The organism is Phormidesmis sp. 146-33 (assembly GCF_052939515.1).
The window spans coordinates 22,678-45,697 of record NZ_JBJPHU010000010.1; the positions used below are offsets into that span (position 1 = coordinate 22,678).

Here is a 23,020-nt window from a genome sequence, read left to right on the forward strand (position 1 = left end):
TGTCTTTTTTTCATAAATCTTTTTCTCCCATCTGTCGTCACTTCGCTTAGCTGCTTCCTGCTCTCACCAGATACTCAATCTCTAAGATTCATCGCTGGATCGGGGCATTCACATGATATTGGTATTAAAGAGGTCAATTTTTATCATCAGCAAACATCATCTAAATTTCGCCACTTCACACCATTGAGACCTTTTCAGAGAAATCCCATTTCTGAGAAACCCGGTGGATTTATGTAATCAGTTGTGAACTTTCTTAAAAGATGTGTCTGCTTGTCGCACCTCTTGCCAGCGGGTGGAGGGCGCGATCGATTGAGCCAGCTTGTTGTGTTGTGATTCTGATAACCGAGCCACATTTAAGGAGAACCATGCTTAAAAGATACTTCTGGCTTGCTGTAGCCACTGTATTCTTTACTTTTCAGGTGTTTGCCCCCAGCGCGAACGCGGCAGAACTCGATAAAGCCATTCGGACTGTGCCGCTCAATGAGTCGGGCGATACGACGGTGCTAAGCCTGAAGCAAGTCAAAGAAGGGAAGCGACTGTTCCAATATGCTTGCGCTCAGTGTCATGCGGGCGGCGTGACCAAAACCGATCCCAACGTGGGTCTTGACCCAGAAGCGTTGTCTCTCGCGACTCCCAACCGTAACAATATTGAGGCGCTGGTTGACTACATGAAGGTGCCTACTAGCTACGATGGCGCGACTGAGATTTCAGAGATTCACCCCAGTCTCAAGAGCAAAGATCTGTTTCCAGAAATGCGTAACTTGACTCAGGATGATCTGGTGGCAATCGCAGGCCACGTTTTGCTGCAACCCAAGATCGTAGGCGACAAATGGGGCGGTGGCAAAATCCACTACTAAAAGCAAGCGATGATTTTCGTCAGGGCAGGTTCTTTTCTTGATCGCAACGATTTCAAAAGAGCCTGCTTTTTTACACACCATTACTACAAGAGTTGAATGCTGTCTCGATCGTCGTGGGTTCGCGTCTTATCTGGAGTGATGGCTTGTCTGAGTCTGTGGATGGTGACTCTGCCTGCCTATGCTGCTGATAAATATGTCACTAATTACCTCAAAGTCATTGATCCCGTTTCTTTGGAGTTAGACCATCAAGGCAATAGCCGTTTGTTTTCCGCAGAGGAGTTAGCCAGCGGCAAGAAAGTTTTTGAGCAAAGCTGTCTCACCTGCCATGTAGGAGGCGCAACGCTGCCCAATCCTAAAGTGCCACTGTCGCTCAAAGCGCTACAAGGAGCGATGCCGCCGCGAGATACGGTCGCCAGTCTGGTTGAGTTTATGCGCGCCCCAATGCTGTATGACGGAAGTGAGGAGTCGTTTGAGTGCCGCAAGGTGCCCACAAGCTGGCTGTCTCAAGCTGAGGTCGAAAGCGTTGCTGGATTTATTCTTAGAGCTGCTCAAAAAGCACCGGGATGGGGAGATAGTTTGGGGCAGTTCTAAATCTTAAGTTTTGAGCTTAACTGGAGAGAAGTTTCTGTCAGAGGCTTCTCTTTTTGTTGGAGAAACAATGATGAGTCCATACAGATTTGCGGCTGCTGGAGAACAAGAGGCGATCGTTTTTGGGGCTGCAAGACCTGGCCACTCTCAGCAGAACGTTAGCGAGTGGTTGGAATTTATGCGAAATCAAGGAATTCAGCGAGTTTGCTGTCTGCTGCCTACAGCGCAATTAACCCCCTTCTCGATAAATCTGTTGGAGGCTTATCAGCAAGAATTTGGCACAGATCGCGTTTGTTGGAGTCCGATCGCGGACTTTCAACTGGCTGATCGTGAGACGCTAACTCAGCAAATCCTGCCCTTTCTCAAAGTCGCTGACCAACAAAATGAAAAGGTTGTTGTTCACTGTGGGGGCGGCATTGGGAGAACGGGACAGGTGCTGGCGGCCTGGTTGGTTAGTGGACGAGGCTTGCCGACTCGATTAGCGATCGCCACCGTCAAAAAAATGGGTAGAAATCCTCATGAGGCGGCGATCGTGGCTCCCCTTCGGGGGCAAAGTCCGTGGAAGGTCATGAGAGAACTTGACACATTGCTGAACCAGTGCGGTACGGAGATCACTCCTTGAGAATGGAATGGTGTGATCGTCTCCCAGTAACAATCTCTCAAACCCTTTGAAAAATACCTTTTAGAGAAGTTTGACTGCTTGTCAAAGTAGAGTCCGCCAGGTTGTAAAATATAGAGAGAAGTGGAAAATATTCGTATTCCAGAGAAATCTATGAAATCAATTGCTTCCGTTACGCAGCGTCTCTCCCTGGCTTTCTGCACCATTCTCCTAGTGGTTGGCAGTCTATTTGTCGCAGTTAACCCCGCATCTGCTGAAACCTACACCGTGAAGATGGGCACTAACAAAGGGTTGGTTTTTGAACCCAAAGTTGTCAGCGTCAAGCCTGGTGATGTCGTCAAGTGGGAAGTTGGCGCGCTACCTCCTCACAATGTGGTGTTTGACGTTTCCAAAATTCCCGGTGGCAGCAAAGACTTGGCAGACAAACTGTCTCACAAAGGGCTAGAGAGCGCTGGTAAATCCTTTGAGTTGACCATTCCTGCTGACGCACCTGCGGGCGAATACTCTTACTTCTGCCTGCCTCATCGCGGTGCTGGCATGGTTGGAAAGGTTGTCGTTGCGGGCTAGTTTTTTGCGATCTCAGGTTCTCCTTCTTGCTGGGTTGATTACTAGAGTTGGTTGTTTAGGCTGATCAAAAACCACTGACAAAGGTCATAGAATAGGTTTGCCACAAACATTCAGCCTACAATCATCACCGAATCGGGGAGAACCGCCTTGCGAAAACTGCTGCCCATTCTGTTGCTGGCGATCGCGCTTTTTACCTTCACTCAGCCTGCCTGGGCCCTCAAACCGGACGGTCAGCAAATCTTCAACGCCAACTGTTCGGCTTGCCACATTGGGGGTAACAACGTCATCATCGCCAACAAAACGTTAAGGAAAGAAGCGCTAGAGAAATACAGTATGAACTCTCTAGCAGCAATTAGAACTCAGGTGATAAACGGCAAAAACGCAATGCCTTCCTTTAAAGGTCGTCTTCAGGATGACGAGATAGAAGCTGTCGCTGAATACGTTTTAAGTCAGTCTGAGAAAGGTTGGTAGGTACTGAGTCTTTTCTATAGGAGTTTTATAGGACACCCTCCAATGATCTGTTGGGGGTTTTTAATGGCTTAAATTTAATGCCTAAATCCATTTTCTAGAACGCTTGGGTAGAGGTAAGCCTCTCGATGTGTGAAAGTCTTCTTGTACCTTGTGAGTGAGCCGTCGTGAGACTTGTCGAACGACTTGTTTTAGCACTCGATCGCCCGTTTTTTGAATCAAGTGATCAGGGAGGGCATGAATAAATTTGGGAAACTGAATGCTGACAAGCAGATCCAACTGCCACTGGATTCGTGTCGTCTTGAAAGATGCTTGGACTTGAGAAAGCTCGACTAGCTCCATTGCGCCTCGAAAGTCGATTTCATAGCCAGCGGTCACATAATCGGGCACAGGCACCGTTTCGATCCGATAAACGCCTTCTTGCTGGGGCAATAGGTCTAAGCCGACTTTGGGTTCAATTTCGTAGCCAAACGCCCCAAAATTGCCGATCGTCAGCGCATAGCTATTTTGCCCGATCGCATCCACCTGCATCGGATGGGCACAGCGTCGAAACCAACCGTGATGAGCATCCAAATATTCTGCGACAGTCTTGGGGTCAGCAGACATCTCCATGCTGTCAACAAAGTGGCTGTGAAATTGGGTTGGCTCGGTCACGCTGGGGATTGCGTCTCCTGGCTGGGAAGGGTCAAGTGATGGGATTGCATCAGGTTGAGCAATTGGACGGCTCACGATGCGAAGCTTCGGTGAATCGGTCGAATGGGACTGCATGGACACTCTCTTGCGTAAGTTGCCGTGGGTCTATAGTCCAAAGTTCCCCCAGGATATTGATTCCTTCACTGCGATCTGGCTTCAGACCCGAAAGTTTATACAATCTAAATTTATTGGCAATTGTTTGCGGTGATTGCGGATACGGTAATTCCCAGGAGGTTGAATGTTTTTGCAGATCCAGGCTTCAAGTCCGGTGAAAGCTCGGTAGTGATGCGGATTACTGAGATCTGTTCTACGTAGTTTGGTTTAATTTGATTTAACGTTACGCAATGTATCTTAAAACAGCGTGAGAAATCTGGGAATGATTTGAGTCACAAATTTAGGTTGAGTCATTTTTGAGCCATGTTTTGAAGGCGGTTGACGATCGCCTCCTTCTTAAACCAGATGACAGGATAGCGATTAGATTGATAAATGTGCAATCAGCTTAATTGAGAGAAAACTGTTTATGAAAGCATTTGTCGCAGGGGCAACCGGAGAAACGGGACGGCGAATTGTTCAACAACTAATCGATCGCGGCATTCCCGTAAGAGCATTGGTACGCGACCCGCAAACAGCCCGATCGGTCTTGCCAACCGGAATCGAGCTAGTTACTGGGGATGTTTTGAATCCAGGAAGCCTGCGCTCGGCAATGGGAGACAGTACGATTGTGTTTTGTGCCACGGGTGCCCGTCCCAGCTTTGATCCCACGGGCCCTTACAAAGTGGATTATGAAGGCACAAAAAACCTCGTTGATGTCGCTAAATTCAAAGAAATCGAACATTTTGTCCTGGTGACTTCGCTTTGTACTTCAAAGTTTTTTCACCCATTAAATTTGTTTTGGCTGATTCTCGTCTGGAAAAAGCAGGCAGAAGAATATCTGCAAAACAGCGGGCTGACTTATACGATTGTGCGTCCTGGTGGGCTGAAGAATGAAGATAACGCAGATGCGATCGTGCTATCCTCGGCAGACACTTTGTTTGATGGTAGTATTCCTCGCACTAAGGTGGCTCAAGTCTGTGTGGAATCTGTCTTTCAAGCCAATGCCCGCAACAAAGTTGTAGAGATCGTCGCCAAACCTGATGCGCCTCAGAAGGAGTTGAGGGAGTTGTTTGAAGTGGTTTGATGGAGGGAGAACTTTGTTCCGCTTCGGGATGAGGGATGAAAGAAGAGTTGAAATTGGCTTTATCCCTTGTTCTTTGCCTGACGTAGCGATTTCCTCTCGTAGGAGTGTGAAGCCAAATTAAGTGTGAAGCTAAATTAGAAAGCGATCGAGGGCGGCTTTTAACTCCTTGATTTCTTCTTGAATGTTTCCGGCTTCTGCGGCACGGGCGACGCATTGGGTCAGGTGTTCGTCCAAAATGATGCGGGCTACGCGATCGAGGGCACCTCTCACCGCCGCAATTTGCACCAGAACGTCAGGACAGGGGCGATCGCTCTGCACCATCGACTTGATCCCCCGAATGTGACCTTCGATTCGAGACAGACGATTGACGACCTGCCGGACAGATTCCTCACTATGGACATGGGGATGATCAGAAGCGCCATGATCGTGAGTCTGATCGGCAGAATCTTTCAAATTCTCGCTGCGGGGAAGGTCTGATGTTGTCATTGGTGTTTTTTGCGAAGGGGTCTGTAGGGGTATTCCCGATCTTAATGGATGTTAAAGGGTTTCTAGGCTAACCCGTTACCCAGGTCTACTCCGAAATTGGCAGAATAGATTTAACTGTTGTAAACAGAATTGTCGATCGTTCTTTGATGACCCCCGCTCAAGAATCTTTAGACTGTAGGTGGGGATCAGAGGATCACTCCTCGATCGCTTTGCAACTGTTCGTTTGCACTATGAGTTGATGCTATGCGATTCACCAAGGTTTTCAACGTTCTTCGTCGAGTTCGAGCCATTGTGCTGACCTGTCTTCTGACGCTGGGATGCGCTATCGGACTTCAGTTTTCGGCTGAAGCGGCCGCCCTGCAAGAAAAATTGACTCCGGAGGTTGCGTCTCAAGCGGTTGCGCCTCAAGAAAAGATCGCATTGAAGAGTCGAGCGATCGAGCGAGGGAGTTTTGTGGCAGAGGCGGTTAAGCTAGTTGGCCCCGCAGTCGTGCGGATTGACACCGAGCGAACCATTACTCGTCGGGCAACCACTGACCCCATGCTTGAAGATCCCTTCTTTCGGCGCTTTTTTGGCGAAGAGGTCATTCCTCAGATGCCCAGAGAAGAGCGGTTGCGGGGACAGGGTTCTGGCTTTTTGATCGATAAGAGTGGCGTAATTTTAACGAACTCTCATGTGATCAATGGCGCAGACAAAGTGACGGTGACGCTCAAAGATGGGCGAGTGTTTGAAGGCAAGGTGCGCGGATTTGATGAAGTGACCGATTTGGCAGTCGTCAAGATCGACGGCACCAATTTGCCTATAGCTCCGTTGGGCGATTCGGATGCGATTGATGTCGGAGAGTGGGCGATCGCCGTCGGAAATCCCCTCGGCTTAGACAACACCGTCACGCTGGGGATCGTCAGTACTTTGAAGCGATCGAGCGCTCAGGTGGGCATTCCTGACAAGCGATTAGACTTTATCCAAACCGATGCGGCAATCAACCCTGGCAATTCGGGCGGCCCGTTGTTAAACGATCGCGGGGAAGTGATTGGCATCAATACGGCGATTCGAGCCGATGCGATGGGGATTGGGTTTGCCATTCCGATCAATAAGGTCAAGTCGATTAAAGATCAGTTGGCGCGGGGCGAAAAGATTCCTCATCCTTATCTGGGCGTTCAGATGACAACGCTGACTCCAGAAATTGCTCAACAAAACAACAGCGATCCCAACTCTCCCTTCACCGTTCCTGAACTGAATGGCGTGATTGTGGTGCGAGTCTTGCCCAATACACCAGCGGCGATCGCAGGCATTCGTCGAGGCGATGTTGTGACCCAAATCGATGGAGTAAAGGTTGCCTCCGCAGAACAACTCCAAACGATCGTTGAAAACAGCCGCCTCGGACAAACCCTCAAAGTCCAGATCCAACGAGGCGATCAGACTCAGCAGCTTGCAGTCAAAACCGCAGAACTGAGGAATGCGGCGTAGGGAGGGATGAGGGATGAGGGAGGGCTTTGCCCCGCATTCGCGAGGAGGGAGAACTTCGATGATCTGTTCCCCCTTTGGGGGTAATCCGCTGCGCGAGGAGGGATGAATTGGAAACGGTTTCGTTCTTCATGGTTTCTCAATGAGAAGTAGGCTGCTAAAAATTCGGCGAGAAACGTTGGACTCTATAAATCGATCCGAACAACCCTTTTATCCCTCCTCCTTCATCCCTAAAAAAACTAGGCTAACTGGGTCAGATTTGGTAGGGTTTTAAGATGATTTGCTTGTGCCAGTTTGAGGTGCAAGATTTTTTGTTTTTTTGGCAACTACCGAGGATGGGCATGAGCGAATTGAAGGGACGAGATCTGTTGAGTTTGGTCGATTTGAGCGCAGATGAACTGCACGAACTGTTAAATATTGCCGCCCAAATGAAGGCAGGAAAAATTAATCCTGTTTGCCAGGTCAAAGGTCATGCGCCAACTTTGGGACTGCTGTTTTACAAAGCGTCTACTCGGACTCGTGTGAGTTTCTCGGTGGCAATTTATCAGCTAGGTGGGCAAGTGCTGGATCTGAATGTGAGTTCGATTCAGGTGAGCCGGGGTGAACCGATCGCTGATACCGCTAGAGTTCTCGATCGTTACCTCGATATTTTGGCGATTCGTACCTTTGAGCATCAAGATCTGGAGGTGTTTGCTGAGTATGCGGAGATTCCGATCGTCAACGCGCTGACTGATTTAGAACATCCCTGTCAGATTTTGGCGGATTTGCAAACGGTGCAAGAAAAATTTGGTTCGCTGGCTGGGCTGACGCTGACTTATTTAGGCGATGGCAACAATGTGGCGCATTCTCTGATGTTGGGTTGTGCTTTGGCGGGGATCAATGTGCGGATTGCCACGCCGCCGGAATATCAACCCAGTGAAACGATCGTCCAACAAGCCAGAACGATCGCTGCCGGAAAGTCAGAAGTTATGTTAACCAACGACCCGATCGCCGCTGCCAAAGACGCTCAAGTTCTCTACACCGATGTCTGGGCCAGCATGGGGCAAGAAGATCTCGCAGACAGCCGCATTCCGATTTTTCAGCCGTATCAGGTGAATGAAAATTTGCTGACTTATGCGGATAAGGATGCGATCGTGCTGCACTGTCTCCCGGCTCACCGCGGCGAAGAGATTACCGAAGGCGTAATGGAGGGCGCACAATCAAAGCTCTGGGATCAAGCAGAGAATCGGATGCACGCTCAGAAAGCGCTGTTGGCGGCTCTTTTGGGAGGAGTCTAATCTCAAGCTGGTCTGCTAAGGATCGTGAATTAAACAACCTGTAATTCTCGCGGTTTCGCGTCGTTTAATTTGGCTTCTGCCCCCCAAATCCCCCAAATTTGGCGGACTTTGAACCGCGAAACTGCCTTAAATTCTAGAATGTCTGCTTTCTCAAAGTCCCCCAGAATGGGGGATTTAGGGGGCGAAGCAACCAGGCAATCATCGATCTTATTCAGTTCACGATCCTAACTGAGTGAAGGCGCGGGTAAAAACTTTTTTCTCCACAGCTTTTCCATCCGTTTTTTGATATTGTCCATAGTCATAACGAGTTTATGCTTGTTCTTACTGAATCCGTCTCTCACTGAACCTTTAAGGTTGCTCCATTCATCATGCTGAATTCCTATTTTGATGCCGACAGTCGTCACAAGTCCTTTGAACTGCCCGGCGCACGACCTCACTACAATCCCGATCGTCCCGGTCAAGTGGAGCATATCTGTCTCGATTTGAGTTTGGATATTCCCAATCAGAGCTATCAGGGCACTTGTGTAACGCGGCTCAATCCGGTAAGAAGTGGAATCGATCGCCTGACCTTAGATGCGGTGAATCTTGAGATTCAAACGGTGAAAGTGTCCGAAGTTGAGCAGCCGTTTGACTATGACGGGGATCAGCTACACATTCGTCTCAAGCAGCCGACTCAGGCAGGAGAGGCGATCGAGGTGGCGATTTTCTACAGCGTCGAGAAGCCTCAGCGGGGTATTTATTTCGTTCTTCCTGACGAGCATTATCCTCAAAAGCCTGTGCAGGTTTGGACTCAGGGCGAAGATGAAGATTCTCGCTTTTGGTTTCCCTGTTTTGACTATCCGGGGCAGTTGACGACTTCCGAGATTCGGGTGAGTGTGCCGCAGCAGTATACGGCGATTTCTAATGGTGAGTTGATCAGCGTCGATTTGGAGGGCGATCGCAAAATTTATCACTGGCTACAAAAGCAGGTTCACCCAACGTATTTGATGACACTGGCGGTGGGTGATTTTGCGGAACTTAAGGACGAGTGGAAGGGCAAGCCCGTCACCTATTACGTCGAAAAAGGTCGAGAAAAGCAAGCTCAAATCAGCATGGGCAAAACGCCGCAAATGATTGAGTTTTTTAGTCAAACCTATGGCTATCCCTATCCGTTTCCTAAATACGCGCAGGTTTGTGTCGATGACTTTATTTTTGGTGGTATGGAAAATACGTCCACCACGCTGCTCACCGATCGCTGTCTTTTAGATGAACGGGCGGCGATCGACAACCGCAGTACCGAGACGCTGGTGGCTCACGAACTGGCACATCAATGGTTTGGCGATCTGGTCGTCATCAAGCATTGGTCACACGCCTGGATCAAAGAAGGCATGGCCTCTTATGCCGAAGTGCTGTGGATGAACCATGAATACGATGCTGAAACGGCTGCTTACTATTTGCTCGGAGAAGCCCGCAGCTATTTGGATGAAGATGCGTCTCGCTACCGTCGCCCGATCGTCACCCACATTTATCGAGAAGCGATCGAACTCTACGATCGTCACTTATATGAAAAGGGTGCCTGCGTCTATCACATGATTCGCACTGAGTTGGGAGACGACCTGTTTTGGAAAACGATCGCCACTTTTCTGCACGACAACGCTCACAAAACGGTTGAGACGGTGGATTTGTTGAGAGCGATCGAGAAATCAACAGGACGAAATCTACTATTTTTGTTTGATCAGTACGTTTTTCGAGGCGGTCATCCTGACTACAAAATCGCCTACTCCTGGGATGGTGACAGCAATCTCGCCAAAGTGACAGTGACGCAGACTCAGGTCAAAGAAGGCGAAACCAAAGAATTGTTTGATCTCAAGATTCCAATCGGATTTGGATTTGTGGGAGGTGAGGAGAGAGGAGAGAGGAGTGAGGAGAGGCAGCCAGAAGCTCAACTCAAAACGTTTCCGGTTCGGATTCACGATCGCGAACAGACTTTCTACTTCCCCCTCGAACAAAAGCCTGATTTTGTCAGCTTTGATGTGGGCAACTCCTATCTAAAGACGGTCGAATTGGAGTATCCAGTTTCAGAACTCAAAGCCCAACTTCAGCATGATCCTGACCCCGTTTCGCGAATTTATGCGGCGGAAGCGTTGGCCAAAAAAGGCGGGTTAGAAGTCGTCAAAGTCCTGTCAGAAGCGCTAAAGAGCGATCGCTTTTGGGGAGTGCGTTCAGAAGTTGCCAGAAGTTTGGCTGCCATTCGGCTTGACCAGGCTTTACAAGGACTACTCACCGGATTGTTGGATGAAGATGCGCGAGTGAGAAGAGCGATCGTCGAAAGTCTCGCCCAAATCAAAGCAACCGACAGCTACAAAGCGCTCAAATCGACCGTTGAGCAAGGCGATGCCAGCTATTACGTCGAAGCGGCCGCCTTGAGAAGTTTGGGTAAAGTCGCCACCTCCGACGAGTTAAACGACGACCTTTTGAAGCTGATCGAAACCGTTCTCAAAGAGCGTCAGGGCTGGAATGAAGTGGTCAGATCAGGGGCGATCGGTGCCCTCAGCCAACTCAAAACCTCAGAATCAGCGCTAAATCTTGTGCTGGAATATACGGCGATCGGCGTTCCTCAACCGCTGCGTCTAACGGCAATTCGAGCCTTGGGAGCGATTTCGAGCGGACAGAGCAATCTCAACTTAGAGCGAATTTTGTCTCGCTTTCAAGAACTCTCACGCGAAACCTTCTTCTTGACTCAAGTGGCAGTAGCCGTTGGACTGGGACAGATGGAAACGACCAAAGCGATCGGCATTCTGCAATCTCTGGCTGACCAGACTCCCGACGGCCGAGTGCGCCGCATTGCCGAAGAGTCGATCCAAACCGTCCAAAAAAATGCAGGTGCCGATCAAGCCGTCAAACAGCTACGCGAAGAACTCGATCAGTTAAAAAAAGACAATCAGACCCTAAAAAGTCGGCTAGAAACCCTGGAGGCAAAAGAAAAGTAAGACTCAAAAGCGGGTGATGGAGAATGAAGCGATCGCTTTCCACCTTCACCCCTCACTCTTCTGCATTCACTCCTTCCGCCTTACACCTCACTCCTCACTCCTCACTTTTTTCTGTTCACAAAGTTACAGTCTCGACAACACTTGTTTGGTACGATACACACCAAAGTTATGTTCGGATAGGTGTGAGGCTGTATGTTGAGTAAGTCTAATTTCTGGAAGCCCTTGCTGCTTTCTCCAGTCGTTTGGGCGACGTTAGTGGTATCCAACTCTACGATCGGTTTCGCAGCGCAGCCGACTGATACCCAAGATCTGCTAGAGAAAGTTGATCTGGTGGTTGCTGATTCTTCTCAGACTGCGGTTGCTCCTGCTTCTCCGCTCAAAGTTGCCGATGCGACGGTTCCCACAAGCTCAAGTTTGGATGCGATCGAAAGCATTGCCTCTTTAGATCAAGCCGAAGAGACTCCAGAAACCCCCATGTCGCAGGTGACTTCGGTGTCTCAATTGGGCGATGTGCGCCCCACAGATTGGGCGTTTCAGGCACTTCAGTCGCTGGTTGAGCGCTACGGCTGTATTGCGGGCTATCCCGACAAAACCTATCGCGGCAATCGGGCCATGACTCGCTATGAGTTTGCGGCTGGGTTGAATGCTTGTCTCGATCGCGTGAATGAATTAATCGCCGCAGCCACCGCAGATCTCGTCAAAAAAGAAGATCTGGCGACGCTGCAAAAACTGCAAGAAGAATTTGCCGCAGAACTGGCCACCCTGCGCGGACGGGTCGATGCCCTCGAAGCGCGAGCCACCACCTTAGAAAAGCAGCAGTTCTCAACCACCACCAAGCTGCAAGGAAATGTCTGGGTCAACATCACAGGCGCGACCGCCGGGCGCGGAGTCTTGTATGAAGGGCCCGTTTCTGGAGCCAACGATCCTGGGAACGGTCGATTCTTTGCAACCCGAACTGGAGGACTGCCTACAACCCTAACAGCCACCGACCCCAACATCACGATGGGCTTCTTAACCTGGCTGACCCTCAACACCTCCTTTAGCGGAAAAGATCTGCTGGTGACTCAGTTGGCGGCTGGAAACTCGATTTCTCCTTACAACCAATATGCGTCGGCTGGCTTTTTTAATGCGAGTGGTGTTCCTTTCTTTGACCAATCAGCGGGAACGGTCAACGGTCGTCCTGATGTCGTAATTCACGATCTCTTCTACAGCTTTCCGGTGGGCGAAAATGTCAAAGTCACCGTTGGCCCTCGCATCAACTGGTATCGTCACTTTGACTTCAATCGCTTTAACTTTGTCTTCAATTCGGGAGCCAGCTTTGACACCTCCAACAGCACTCAATCCAATTCGATCGACCGGGGTTCAGGAGCCGTCGTTGAAATCAATCTGGGCAAACAGTTTCGTCTAGCGCTCGGCTATTTGGGTGAAAACACTGAATTCTTGCCTGCTCAGTTTGGCTTTAATACGTCGAGCAATCCCCAGTTTGGTTTGTTTGGCGGCACCAACACGACATCAGCAGAACTCACCTTCTCGCCCAACGATAAGATCAACCTGCGCTTTCAATACAACCACTCGCGCATTCAGGCCTACGGCGGACAGGTGGGCGGAGCGATCGGAGAACCCATTCCCTATGGCTACCTGGATGCGGGCCCTGGTTTCTCAGAGGGGGGAATTGGTGGTGGACTGAGATACGCCTCAGCAGACATGTTTGGCGTAAACTTTGACTGGGCGCTGACTCCTGGGATTGGTGTATTTGGGCGCTACAGCTTCGCGAATATCGATCTGAATCCGGTGGATGGAAGAGTCAGAACTCAGTCCTTCCAGGTGGGGGTCGGCTTCCCTGATCTGGGTAAAAAAGGTGCGTTGGGTACGGTCACTTTCTTGATGCCGATGGATATCACAAGGGGGCGGCGATTCTTTGCATCGGGGGGTGGCGACGGTGGCACCCAGTATGAGTTAGAAGCGTCCTATTTTTATCCGTTGACTCAAAATATTGCTGTAGTGCCGACGTTCTACGCGATCTTCAACCCCAACAACTTTGAAGTCAATCCAACGATCTTTGTAGGCAGCTTCCGAACGCAGTTTAGCTTCTAGACATTAACGTAGGTTCGATGAAATTTTTCGCTACGTTCAAGCCTTCTTCGCCCCTTAAATCCCCCACCAGTCAGGGACTTTGAACTAGAACTCTCGTCTTAAAGTCCTTCAGAATGGGGGTTGGGGGCAGAAGCGCTGAATATCGAAGTGAAGAATCTTATCAAATTCACACGACCTTCTCATCAAACCGGCCGGGCGACAATTGAACGATCGCCTCGTCGGTTTTTCCATTCATACAAGCCGCAAATCGTCGGGCGACTGTAGGAACCACCACCAGCGGATTGCTAAAGCCTGAGAAGACATGGATGCCCCGCGTGCCCGGAATTGCGCCGATGAGAGGAAGGCGATCGCTGCTAAAGGCAATCAAACAATGGTGCCAGGTTCCTGGTAGGTCGCCGAGTGTGGGGAGAATGGTTCTGATTTTGGCTCTCAGATCGGACTCGCTTTGAAGGGGGTCGATCGCCGCATGGGGATCAGTTAAAGTGCGGCTGACTTGTCCCAGGCGAATTGTGCCGTTGAGAAACTGGATGGCTCCTGCATCGAGAATGGCTGGCGTTGGCTCGTGTCCGAGTTCGTTCCATAAGTCTTCGACGGTGGGCTGGGTCGATTTTGCTTCGAGTTGAAAGCGCTCTCCTTCGGCAGGCATGACTAGAGTGCGAAGCTTGATTTCGACAGGCGGCGTTTCGATTAATTCTGCATGAGTAAAAAACTGCTTAACCCTGATCCCGGCTTCTTTGAGCAGTTGACGGCTGATTCCTCCTGCACACATGACGACATGGGCGCTGTGAAAGGTTTGATCACGAGTCGTCACGCCAGAAACTTGATCCCCGGTTCTCACCAACCCTGTAACGTGAGCAATTTTGAAGTCTCCGCCCAATTGTTGAAAGGCTTGACAATAGCCCTGAGTCGTCAGTTCTGGCTCAATGTGTCCATGTTTGACCGTCAGGGCACCGGAGATCGCCTCTCGATTCAGTAGCGGCTCTAATTCGCAGGCTTCGTCAACGGTGAGTAACTGAGGTGGGATGGCAAACGGAGTGTAATTTTCTGCCATTTTTTGGGGATCGTTGTGGGCGGCGATCGTCAGCAGCAAATCCATTTCTCGAAACTGCGTGTCTGTGTCCAACTCATCCGATAGCTGACGGTGCATCTCAATGCCTTCGGCAAACAGTTGGCGCGTTAAGTCCGTCGTGCCTGACCAAAATGCCAGCCCCCCATAGCTATAGCGAGTCGCACCCTGGAGGGGATCGTGCTGCTCTAAAAGTAGGGTTGAAAATCCTTGTTTGGCGAGTTCGTAGCTGAGGGCGGCTCCCGTCATGCCTGCGCCTACTACAATCCAGTCGTATGTTTTCATGCGAATCCATCTTGAGGCTAGAAAAAGTTTAGGGGATGCAGGGGGCGATCGACCGTCTCTAGTCGTACAGACTGTTGAACTTTTCTAGACGAGATTGCGGATGATGCAACTTTAGAGAGAAACAATTCTAGAATGACTTGAATCTGATACTGAGTCACCTCTTCTCAACTCCTCACACCACGAATGTTCAATTTACTTAAACTTTCAACGCCTGTAAAAGTGATTTTGGCTGGCTGTGTGGCGATCGCGACGATTTTGATTGCCCATCCTTCTCGCGCTCTACAAGCTCAGATCACACCTGCTAACCCTCAATTGGGCGATACGCTCACGGTTTTGGTACAGTCTCAAGGCGCTGCGCCGACGGTGACGCTGGGGAACAAATCCTATCCCACCTTTGCGGTCGGAAGTCAGAAATTTCGCGCCCTCTTACCGACGACTCCCCTTGATCGTCCCGGTCGCCTCTCTCTTAAGGTCACTGATGGCAGTGAAACTCAAAATTTGACGGTCAACTTAAAGAAGCGATCGTTTCCCACGCAGCGCATCTGGCTTCCACCGGGCAAAGGTGACGACGGCACCGATTTTGAGTTCGATCGCGTAGATGAATTCAAAAAAATTGTCAGTCCTCAAAAGTTTTGGTCAGGTAAGTTTCTGCGGCCCAACAATGGTGAAACGACCACAGGGTATGGAGTACGTCGCTACTACAATGGCGTGTTTGCTCAGGACTACTATCACCGGGGGGTGGATTATGCGGGCAACTCTGGATCTGCCATTATCGCGCCTGCGGATGGTCGAGTGGCGCTAGTGGGACGAGAAGCAAACGGCTTCAAAATTCACGGGAACTGTGTTGGAATTGACCACGGTCAGGGCGTTTCTACCATTTATCTCCATCTGAGCCGCATCAACGTCAAAGAAGGCGATTTCGTCAAAGCTGGACAAACGATCGGCGCCCTAGGGGGGACGGGTGCCGCGACTGGCCCGCATTTACACTGGGGATTCTACGTTCAAGGATTGTCAGTTGATCCGACTCCGTGGCGAACTCAAAGCTTTAACTAACCGCAGATCAGCAGGCTTGTGATTCTGAATAATTAACGGTACAGATCCCTGATTTTGAAGTTGGGGATCTGTCGTGATCGCGCTCATTTATGCCTAAAGAAAATCACTTCCTCTCACCTGAGAAAGATTAGATCCCGATCGCTTTTTCAGTAAAGTTTCTGAGTAATTGATTAGACACAGAGGAAATTATGAAAAACCCACAAGATCTTATTAAAGACGCTAAAGACGCACTCCCTAATGTCACGCCTACGCCCCCAGATTTGAAGAAAGAGTCTTCAGTTCATGATCTCAAGTCGCGCTTAGAGTGGGGCGAACCTGCTCTGACGATTTTGGATGTCAGATCCCGTGAAGCGTTCAACGACAGCAAAATCATGGGCGCAATGAATTTCCCCCTGAGTGAGTTGGTGGACATGGCGCAAAAGAATCTGGAGTCAAAGCGCGATATCTACGTTTACGGAAACAGCGCTGAAGAAACTTCTCAGGCTGCTCAACTACTTCGTGAAGCTGGATTTAAGAGCGTTGCAGAAATCAAAGGCGGACTGGCTCAGTGGCGAGCGATCGGCGGGTCTACCGAAGGCAATGTTGATGCACGCGAAGAACCCGGCGAACATGCCTACAATGTGGTTTCTCAGGTGAAGCATCACGCAGATACGCAAAAAATCAACTTTAAGTAAGTTCAAACAACAGGTTCAGAGCGTTTAATTGGATTGTTCTCTTCTATAGGTTTAGTTATCAGGTAATGGGTCAGGCTTGGCTCGTTACCTTTTTTGCACAAGTTTTTTGAGTCGTTTTCTTAAACCTCTTTTTTAACCAACCTCTTTTTTAATTATGTGTGGCAGATTTACTCAAAGCTTGACAGGTGAAGCGATCGCCTCCGCCTTTGGTCTCGAAGACATCCCTGACTGGACACCCCGCTACAACATTGCACCGACGCAAACCGTTCCGGCAATCTTGAGCGAATCGGGCGATCGTACCTTCAAAGCCTTACGCTGGGGCCTGATCCCCACTTGGGCAAAAGATCCGGCAATCGGCGCGAGACTGATCAATGCGCGATCGGAAACCGTCACCGAAAAACCCAGCTTTCGATCAGCCTTCAAAAAACGACGCTGTTTAATCACGGCAGACGGGTTTTATGAATGGCAGAAAACCCAGGGCAAGAAGCAGCCCTTTTACTTTCGGTTAGAAAACGGTCAGACGTTTGGATTTGCTGGCTTGTGGGAGCAGTGGTCGTCCCCAGAGGGCGATCTATGGCAGACCTGCACCATTCTGACAACCGATGCCAATTCACTTCTGAGTCAGGTACATGATCGGATGCCTGTGATGCTGCACCCCGAAGATTACGATCGCTGGCTCGATCCCCAAAATCAGGACACAGACGCTTTACAAGCCCTGCTTCGCCCTTATGAATCAGAAGCGATGCAATCTTATGCGGTCAGTCCCCTGGTCAATCGCCCCACTCACGATCAGCCAGACTGTATCGAAGCGATCGCGGCAAACAGTCACTAGATATGACGGTTGAACCCCCTGACAGGCGAACAAACGCCACCGCAAATTCAAAGATCTCAGGAATCTTGAGTTTGCGAAGACGGAATTTATTCGGATAGCTGCGACCTTTAGTTACCTAGTTACCAGGATTGTTTCGACCAGTCTAAAAGGCGCGATCGGGTGAATCTACGCTCATCTCATTGACTACGGGCGGCAAATTAGCAAAGCGGGGATCAGGCGGAAAGGCGACTTCTTCGATCGCACCGGGCTGACCCAACTGTTTTGCCTGACTATCGTTGTAAGTGACCATCACGCCTCCTGCATTTCCTGCGCGTACGACAACCTGCTTCTCAGCCATCCAGGTCTTTTGAGCGCCCTCCGACAAAACGCCTTCATACTCAGTTTTGCCATCGGCGACTACCCGCACCCAGGATTGAGAAGTTAGTGTTAACCCGACTCGAATGGGCTTTTGCGTTCCAGGTTTGGCGGCTACGTTGGCGACCGGAGTCGTTGGGTTTCGCATTGGACTGGCCGGCCCGATCGCCGTTCCTGGTGCGGCCTGCAATCGCTGTACTTCTGGTAGCTGCGCCTGAGTTGACGAACGATTAAGAAAATAAGAAAGACCGTTGACCGCAGAGACGATCAAAAACATATAAAGCAAATATAAATGTATTGGACGCAACTGGGCCCCCGGCAAACTGCGCCACGAAGGACGAATTTCGGGCAGACCAAACCGAGTCGGAAAGGCACTCGCAAACTCTACGCCATCCAGTCCGATCGCGTCGGCATACTGTCTCAAAAAACTTTGGATGTAGACAGGCTCAGGCAAAATGTTGAGATTGCCTTCCTCAATCGCCCTCAAAAGTCTGGGCTGGATGCGAGTAATCCGAGCGACTGCTTCGAGAGAAATTTCTTGCTGCTGACGTAACTGAGCCAAGCGCATTCCCAACTCTGCCAGCCGTTCTGCTTGCTCTCGGTTTGCCTGGAGGACTTGCTTATTCATACGCTCTGCTCCTTGATCTCTGCTGGCAACCTAATCGATGTTAGGTCAAATTGGTCTTTCAACAAACGGACTTCAAAACTTTTTAGAGGGCGATATTGGCCACTCAGTACAGGAGGACGATCGACTTGGATAGTGGCGATCGCGGTTCTGTGAAGCTGTAGCACTGGATGCCCTAATTGTTCTGCAACTTTGCGAATCTGGCGATTTCTCCCTTCAATGAGAATCACCTCTAACAAAGTCTGGACATCTGAACGCTGAAGAAATTTTACCTGAGCGGGTAACGTCTTTCGACCTTCTAACATAACTCCCTGCTGCCACTGTCGCAAGACTGCTGACGAAAGTGAGCCTGCTACCAAGACTTGATATGTCTTAGGAATGATGTGACGGGGGTGGGTGAGATAGTAAGTTAATTCACCATCGTTAGTCAAGAGGATCGCTCCGGTTGATTCTACATCTAATCGCCCTACAGGATGAAGCCCCTGACCCTTCTGCAAGAAGTTGGGTAGTAGGTCAATCACAGTGGTTCGTCCCTGGGGATCAGCGCAGGTTGAGACCACTCCGGCTGGTTTGTTAAGCAAAAAATAAAGGGATTTAGGGCGCGAAATGTCGCCTGCTGGTGTGGAGGTCGATTGAACCAGCTTGCCGTCTACTTCAACGCGATCGACTCCTAAGCTGGCTTTGTCACCCAAATGAGCGACTTGCCCGTTGAGCAAGACTCGACCTTCCAGGATTAGCTGCTCGGCTTGACGACGGGAGGCGATGCCCCACTGGGACAGAATTTTTTGCACTCTCTCAGACATAAATCAGAGGCTACACAAATCCTTAAAATTGCGGAATCAAAAACCATAGTGTCAAAGCAGCTATGTAGAACCACTATTATGTACAAATATTACATGAGATGGTGATTGGCACAATCTCTCAATCAGCGGCACAATGTTTTCCAAAGTCCAGCATAAGGGCTGACTATTCAAACTGCTCTGACCAAGGTAGCAAGATTTGTAACCACGCGCCTCCGGTACCGGGATCATTTTTAGCACTAATCTTTCCATGATGAGCTTCGACGATTTGCCGCACGATCGCCAGTCCCAACCCGCTGCCGCTACTTAATTGGACAGGCTGTAAGGCGATGTCAGCGTTAGGTTGCCATTCAGTGTCACTGCGCGATCGAGAAGGGTCGGCTCGATAAAAGCGATCAAACACGAAGGGCAGAGAATTGTCTGGAAAGCCCTGTCCTGCGTCGATAATGTCGATTTGAATTTCGTGGGTCGCTTGTTTAGAGGGTTGAGTTAGGGGATGCAGACCAAGACGAACCGCGATCGAATGCTGAGGCTGGCTATATTTGAGGGCGTTGTCGAATAGGTTGAGAAAAACTCGATGTAAGCGAGACTCATCGCCTCGAATCAGCAAGTGATCCAACCCTTGATAGTCTAGCTCGACTGACTTTTCGGTAGACAACGGCTCTAGACTTTGCCAAGCTGCCTGAATCAGATTTACCAGGTCGATCGTCTTCAAATTTAAGCGCTGAGTCGGACTGATTTCTAACTGGCCGAGATCGAGCAATTCTTGTACCAAGGTACTTAGACGCACCGCTTCTTTGAGCAGGCGATCGACCCAGTTGCGGGTAGGTGGTTCCAGACGAGATTGAAGAGTTTCGGCAACCAGACGAATAGAGGTGAGTGGGGTTTTTAGCTCGTGGGCCACATCGGAGGCCCAGCGATCGCGCTGTTGAGTCAAGGTGAAGGCTTCTTGACGGTCTTCTAGATATACGCCCACGTCTCCTTCTGCCAAGGGAAACGCTACCCCCCGTAAGGGGATCGCCTGCTGCTCAGACATATTCACCGCATCGACAGAAGCTGCGTAAAACGTCCAATCTCGCTGACAAAGCTTTTGGCTATCTCGTGCCTGCTCGATCAGAGAATCTAGCTCATACGATCGCACCAGCTCCAACAACAATCGGGGCTGATTTGTATTATGGGACTGAATATGCAGCGTTTGACAGGCGTAGGGGTTGCACCAAATAAGCTGATTTTCTTCGTCAACCTGCAAATAGCCGATCGGGGCTAGATCGACAATTTGTTTCCAGGTTTCGAGGCGGCGTTCTAGCTGTCTGCTTGATCGCTGATGATGAGTTACCGCCAAGGTCAACTGAGATGTCAGTGATAGCCCAGCATCCACATTGTCTGTACTCATGTCTTGAGTTAACTGCTTGAGTTTTGAAGTGAGTCGATATCGAAACCAACTCAGTAGCAGCAGTCCGATCGCGAGTCCGAGCAGAAACCACAAAAATTCCACAGGTTAGCCACAGGGTCACGGGGGCAATTGACCAATTTGCACTGATCAACGCCTACTAGCTTAACCGAACCCAGGGAGTGGCATTTGAGAAACGCTATAGGATCGTGAATTAAACAACCTGTAATTCTCGCGGTTTCGCTTCGTTTGATTCGGCTTCTGCCCCCTAAATCCCCCAAATTTGGGGGACTTTGAACCGCGAAACTGCCTTAAATTCTAGAATGTCTGCTTTCTCAAAGTCCCCCAGAATGGGGGATTTAGGGGGCGAAGCAACCAGGCAATCATCGATCCTATTCAATTCACGATCCTATAGAAAGTCAACCAAAACGAGTAGACCAACTTGATAAAGCGATCGTCCTACCTACTGTTAACGTAAATTCGACGAAATACTTGGTCTCAAATACAGGTTTGGAAACGTTCCTAACTCGCCCTAAGTAAGAGCCTTCCAAAAATCTTGCCTAAAAGTCCCCCATTGGGGAGGTTGGGGGCAAAAGAACAGACCGACGAAGCGCGAAAAGTCTGTCAAACCGACGTATTTTTAACCTTTCTCACATTTTTAACCCTTCTCACACAGATCTAGCCAAACCGATAGCCAAATCCCCGAACCGTCACCAGATACTCAGGGTTGCTGGGGTCGATCTCCAGCTTTTCTCGGAGCCAGCGAATATGGACATCGACCGTTTTGCTGTCTCCGATAAAGTCAGGCCCCCAGATGCGTTCTAGCAATTGTTCTCTTGACCAGACCCGCTTGGTGTGGCTCATAAACAGTTCGAGCAGTTTGAACTCTTTGGGCGAGAAATTGACTTCTTCTCCGCGCACCGTGACGCGACATTCTTGAGGAAAAACAGTGATGTCTTGAAACTTAAGCGTAGGAGCCTGAGTCGAAGACTGAAATTGTTGATGCCGACGCAGCAAGGCTCGACAGCGAGCGACTAACTCTCTCATACCAAAGGGTTTGGTGAGATAATCATCGGCCCCGACTTCTAGCCCGACGACGCGATCGGTCTCCGTCCCTTTAGCGCTCAACATCAGAATGGGGATGCTGTTTCCTTCTCGACGCACAAACCGACACAAGTCTAAACCGTTGACGTAGGGCAACATCAGATCCAAAATCATCAGGTCAAACTTAGCGGACTCTTGAGCAGCAGAAGGAAACGATCGCGGGGGAGTATTCCCTTTACCGATCGCCGTCTGAATCATCTCTAAAGCACTGCGACCGTCGGCGGCCGTTAGCACTTCGTAGCCTTCCTCGCTGAGGGTGAGGGCGATCGTGTCGCGAATCAAATCTTCATCTTCGACGACCAGAACCCGACCGATTTTCATGTTGGGCTGGACTTTTTTAACTTCGAGCGAAGGCGTGGATAGCATACATGTGCTGGAGGCGAGCTTTTCCACGCTGATTCTACCATTGATTAAAATCGCAGTATGGTTTTATACATTTTCTACAGTTAATTATTTCTCATCTGTTTCTTTAAGAAAGCTCGATCAATTGCCCAAACTTATTACCCAAAAAGCGCCAGCCATAGCGGAATCATGACCAGTAGCACGATCGTACTCAAAGCAATGCTGCTGGCTGCCAAGTCGTGATCAAGGTTATATTCTTCTGCCAAAATCAAGCTTGCAAAGGCGCTGGGCATTCCGGACATCAAGACAAGCGACAGTCGGGGATCACCAGACAACCCCAATAGCGTCGTGCCAATGCCAACCAGACCGGGTAAGAGCAGCACTTTGAGCAACACCGGGAGCAATGCAGCTTTTAGACTTTGAAGGCCTTGAAGCTGACTGAGCCGCATTCCCATCAAGAGAAAGGACGCAGGAATCACGAACAGTAAAGAAGCGTCGATCGTCTGCTCTGCCCATCCGACAAATGGAATTGACTGGGTAGAATAGCCGATCGCAAATGCCCAAAGTGAGGGCACTGTGACCAGATCTTTGAGCAGTCGCCAGCCGTGGTTGGGTTGCTCAGGTCGTCCGTAGTGGCTGGCAATTAATACCCCAACGCCGTAAGTGCCAATTAGATTTTGGGTAACGCTAAAAAAAACCGCCCAACTCATATCGCCCGTCGTCAACAGGGCAGGAATGATCCCCAGACCGACAAAGCCCGTATTGCCGATCGTGCTGGCGATGATCAGGGTGCCTTGATGGGGGCGATCAAGCGGTGGAATCCAGGATCTGAGTGAGGCGTGAGACGTTAAGGAGAGTTCTTCTTTGGCTTGAATGCTCCAATCTCTGGTGAATGAGATCAAGATTTGGAGGGTGAGCCAGGCGAGGAGTAGCCCAGTACCCAGGGTGGCGATCGTGATGGCGGGAGCTAACTCTACTTGATGAGAAAAATCAGTCTGCCTCGCCAGGGCAAAAATCTGCCAGGGAACGCCCACCCAGTATAGGGTGCGACCCAAGAAACGCGGAAAATTTTCTGGTAGAAAGCGAAAAGAGAGAATGCCCAACCCTGTCCAGACGAGCAAGGGGGTGTAAGCGTGAAACAGGGTCTCGATCATGCCAAAGCGACTCAGGGCAATATCCCTAGAAATGCTGTCTTTCTCCTCAATTCTAGGTTTGATTGACGACTTATTTTAACAA

At 49.9% G+C, this 23,020-nt stretch carries 22 protein-coding genes; 13 read left to right on the top strand and 9 right to left on the bottom strand.

The genetic code is table 11. The features are described 5' to 3' along the window. The first annotated feature begins 365 nt into the window (after positions 1–365). From psbV to petJ, 5 genes are all read left to right on the top strand, one after another. Complete coding sequence (gene psbV, locus ACJ2PR_RS06275) at positions 366–857, top strand: photosystem II cytochrome c-550 (RefSeq protein ID WP_446876400.1); 492 nt, start codon at positions 366–368, stop codon at positions 855–857. A 96-nt stretch (positions 858–953) separates the two neighbouring features. Beyond that, complete coding sequence (psbV2, locus tag ACJ2PR_RS06280; RefSeq protein WP_446876401.1) at positions 954–1,448, top strand: photosystem II cytochrome PsbV2; 495 nt, start codon at positions 954–956, stop codon at positions 1,446–1,448. A 70-nt stretch (positions 1,449–1,518) separates the two neighbouring features. Further along, a complete protein-coding gene (locus ACJ2PR_RS06285; protein ID WP_446866364.1) occupies positions 1,519–2,067 on the top strand; it encodes a protein-tyrosine phosphatase family protein in 549 nt (182 codons plus the stop codon). Between the two features lie 150 nt (positions 2,068–2,217). Beyond that, a complete protein-coding gene (gene petE, locus ACJ2PR_RS06290) occupies positions 2,218–2,631 on the top strand; it encodes a plastocyanin (RefSeq protein WP_446861895.1) in 414 nt (137 codons plus the stop codon). A gap of 147 nt (positions 2,632–2,778) precedes the next feature. Then, positions 2,779–3,102: a cytochrome c6 PetJ gene (gene petJ, locus ACJ2PR_RS06295; RefSeq protein WP_446876402.1), complete on the top strand. Its 324-nt coding sequence runs from the start codon at positions 2,779–2,781 to the stop codon at positions 3,100–3,102. Between the two features lie 81 nt (positions 3,103–3,183). Here petJ and ACJ2PR_RS06300 read toward each other — a convergent pair whose 3' ends face one another. Then, positions 3,184–3,867: a DUF1997 domain-containing protein gene (locus ACJ2PR_RS06300; RefSeq protein WP_446876403.1), complete on the bottom strand. Its 684-nt coding sequence runs from the start codon at positions 3,865–3,867 to the stop codon at positions 3,184–3,186. Between the two features lie 445 nt (positions 3,868–4,312). Here ACJ2PR_RS06300 and ACJ2PR_RS06305 point away from each other — a divergent pair, with 445 nt between their 5' ends. Then, positions 4,313–4,969, top strand: a complete 657-nt coding sequence (locus ACJ2PR_RS06305; RefSeq protein ID WP_446866361.1) for an SDR family oxidoreductase — start codon at positions 4,313–4,315, stop codon at positions 4,967–4,969. A 129-nt stretch (positions 4,970–5,098) separates the two neighbouring features. Here ACJ2PR_RS06305 and ACJ2PR_RS06310 read toward each other — a convergent pair whose 3' ends face one another. Further along, positions 5,099–5,455, bottom strand: coding sequence for a metal-sensing transcriptional repressor (locus ACJ2PR_RS06310; RefSeq protein ID WP_446861891.1), 357 nt, complete (start codon positions 5,453–5,455; stop codon positions 5,099–5,101). Positions 5,456–5,698: 243 nt separating this feature from the next. Here ACJ2PR_RS06310 and ACJ2PR_RS06315 point away from each other — a divergent pair, with 243 nt between their 5' ends. The 4 genes from ACJ2PR_RS06315 to ACJ2PR_RS06330 all read left to right on the top strand — a co-directional run bounded on the left by ACJ2PR_RS06315 (position 5,699) and on the right by ACJ2PR_RS06330 (position 13,259). Continuing rightward, the gene (locus tag ACJ2PR_RS06315) at positions 5,699–6,922 is read left to right on the top strand and encodes an HhoA/HhoB/HtrA family serine endopeptidase (RefSeq protein WP_446866360.1); all 1,224 of its coding nucleotides are present in this window, start codon (positions 5,699–5,701) and stop codon (positions 6,920–6,922) included. A gap of 338 nt (positions 6,923–7,260) precedes the next feature. Further along, a complete protein-coding gene (gene argF, locus ACJ2PR_RS06320; protein ID WP_446876404.1) occupies positions 7,261–8,196 on the top strand; it encodes an ornithine carbamoyltransferase in 936 nt (311 codons plus the stop codon). A gap of 368 nt (positions 8,197–8,564) precedes the next feature. Then, the gene (locus tag ACJ2PR_RS06325) at positions 8,565–11,165 is read left to right on the top strand and encodes a M1 family aminopeptidase (RefSeq protein ID WP_446866357.1); all 2,601 of its coding nucleotides are present in this window, start codon (positions 8,565–8,567) and stop codon (positions 11,163–11,165) included. Positions 11,166–11,357: 192 nt separating this feature from the next. Then, positions 11,358–13,259: an iron uptake porin gene (locus tag ACJ2PR_RS06330; protein ID WP_446876405.1), complete on the top strand. Its 1,902-nt coding sequence runs from the start codon at positions 11,358–11,360 to the stop codon at positions 13,257–13,259. A gap of 166 nt (positions 13,260–13,425) precedes the next feature. Here the strand turns inward: ACJ2PR_RS06330 and ACJ2PR_RS06335 are convergent, their stop codons facing one another. Beyond that, positions 13,426–14,610 (bottom strand): NAD(P)/FAD-dependent oxidoreductase, encoded by a 1,185-nt coding sequence (locus tag ACJ2PR_RS06335; RefSeq protein ID WP_446876406.1) that lies wholly within the window; start codon positions 14,608–14,610, stop codon positions 13,426–13,428. 17 nt (positions 14,611–14,627) lie between these two features. Beyond that, a complete protein-coding gene (locus ACJ2PR_RS06340; protein WP_446859402.1) occupies positions 14,628–14,768 on the bottom strand; it encodes a hypothetical protein in 141 nt (46 codons plus the stop codon). 25 nt (positions 14,769–14,793) lie between these two features. Between ACJ2PR_RS06340 and ACJ2PR_RS06345 the strand changes: the two genes are divergently transcribed. From ACJ2PR_RS06345 to ACJ2PR_RS06355, 3 genes are all read left to right on the top strand, one after another. Then, complete coding sequence (locus tag ACJ2PR_RS06345) at positions 14,794–15,663, top strand: M23 family metallopeptidase (protein ID WP_446866354.1); 870 nt, start codon at positions 14,794–14,796, stop codon at positions 15,661–15,663. Between the two features lie 188 nt (positions 15,664–15,851). Beyond that, positions 15,852–16,337 carry a rhodanese-like domain-containing protein gene (locus ACJ2PR_RS06350; protein WP_446876407.1) on the top strand — a complete coding sequence of 162 codons (486 nt, stop codon included), beginning with the start codon at positions 15,852–15,854 and terminating at the stop codon, positions 16,335–16,337. 154 nt (positions 16,338–16,491) lie between these two features. After that, positions 16,492–17,169 carry an SOS response-associated peptidase gene (locus tag ACJ2PR_RS06355; protein ID WP_446876408.1) on the top strand — a complete coding sequence of 226 codons (678 nt, stop codon included), beginning with the start codon at positions 16,492–16,494 and terminating at the stop codon, positions 17,167–17,169. A gap of 142 nt (positions 17,170–17,311) precedes the next feature. Here the strand turns inward: ACJ2PR_RS06355 and ACJ2PR_RS06360 are convergent, their stop codons facing one another. The 5 genes from ACJ2PR_RS06360 to ACJ2PR_RS06380 form a co-directional block, all read right to left on the bottom strand. Next, positions 17,312–18,151 carry a helix-turn-helix domain-containing protein gene (locus ACJ2PR_RS06360; RefSeq protein ID WP_446876409.1) on the bottom strand — a complete coding sequence of 280 codons (840 nt, stop codon included), beginning with the start codon at positions 18,149–18,151 and terminating at the stop codon, positions 17,312–17,314. Further along, positions 18,148–18,951, bottom strand: coding sequence for a pseudouridine synthase (locus ACJ2PR_RS06365; RefSeq protein WP_446876410.1), 804 nt, complete (start codon positions 18,949–18,951; stop codon positions 18,148–18,150). Before ACJ2PR_RS06365 ends, ACJ2PR_RS06360 begins: the two co-directional genes overlap by 4 nt. 163 nt (positions 18,952–19,114) lie before the next feature. Continuing rightward, the gene (locus tag ACJ2PR_RS06370; protein ID WP_446876411.1) at positions 19,115–20,443 is read right to left on the bottom strand and encodes an ATP-binding protein; all 1,329 of its coding nucleotides are present in this window, start codon (positions 20,441–20,443) and stop codon (positions 19,115–19,117) included. A gap of 573 nt (positions 20,444–21,016) precedes the next feature. Continuing rightward, positions 21,017–21,808, bottom strand: coding sequence for a response regulator transcription factor (locus tag ACJ2PR_RS06375; protein ID WP_446859451.1), 792 nt, complete (start codon positions 21,806–21,808; stop codon positions 21,017–21,019). A gap of 134 nt (positions 21,809–21,942) precedes the next feature. Further along, positions 21,943–22,938 carry an AEC family transporter gene (locus tag ACJ2PR_RS06380; protein ID WP_446876412.1) on the bottom strand — a complete coding sequence of 332 codons (996 nt, stop codon included), beginning with the start codon at positions 22,936–22,938 and terminating at the stop codon, positions 21,943–21,945. Positions 22,939–23,020: the final 82 nt, after the last annotated feature.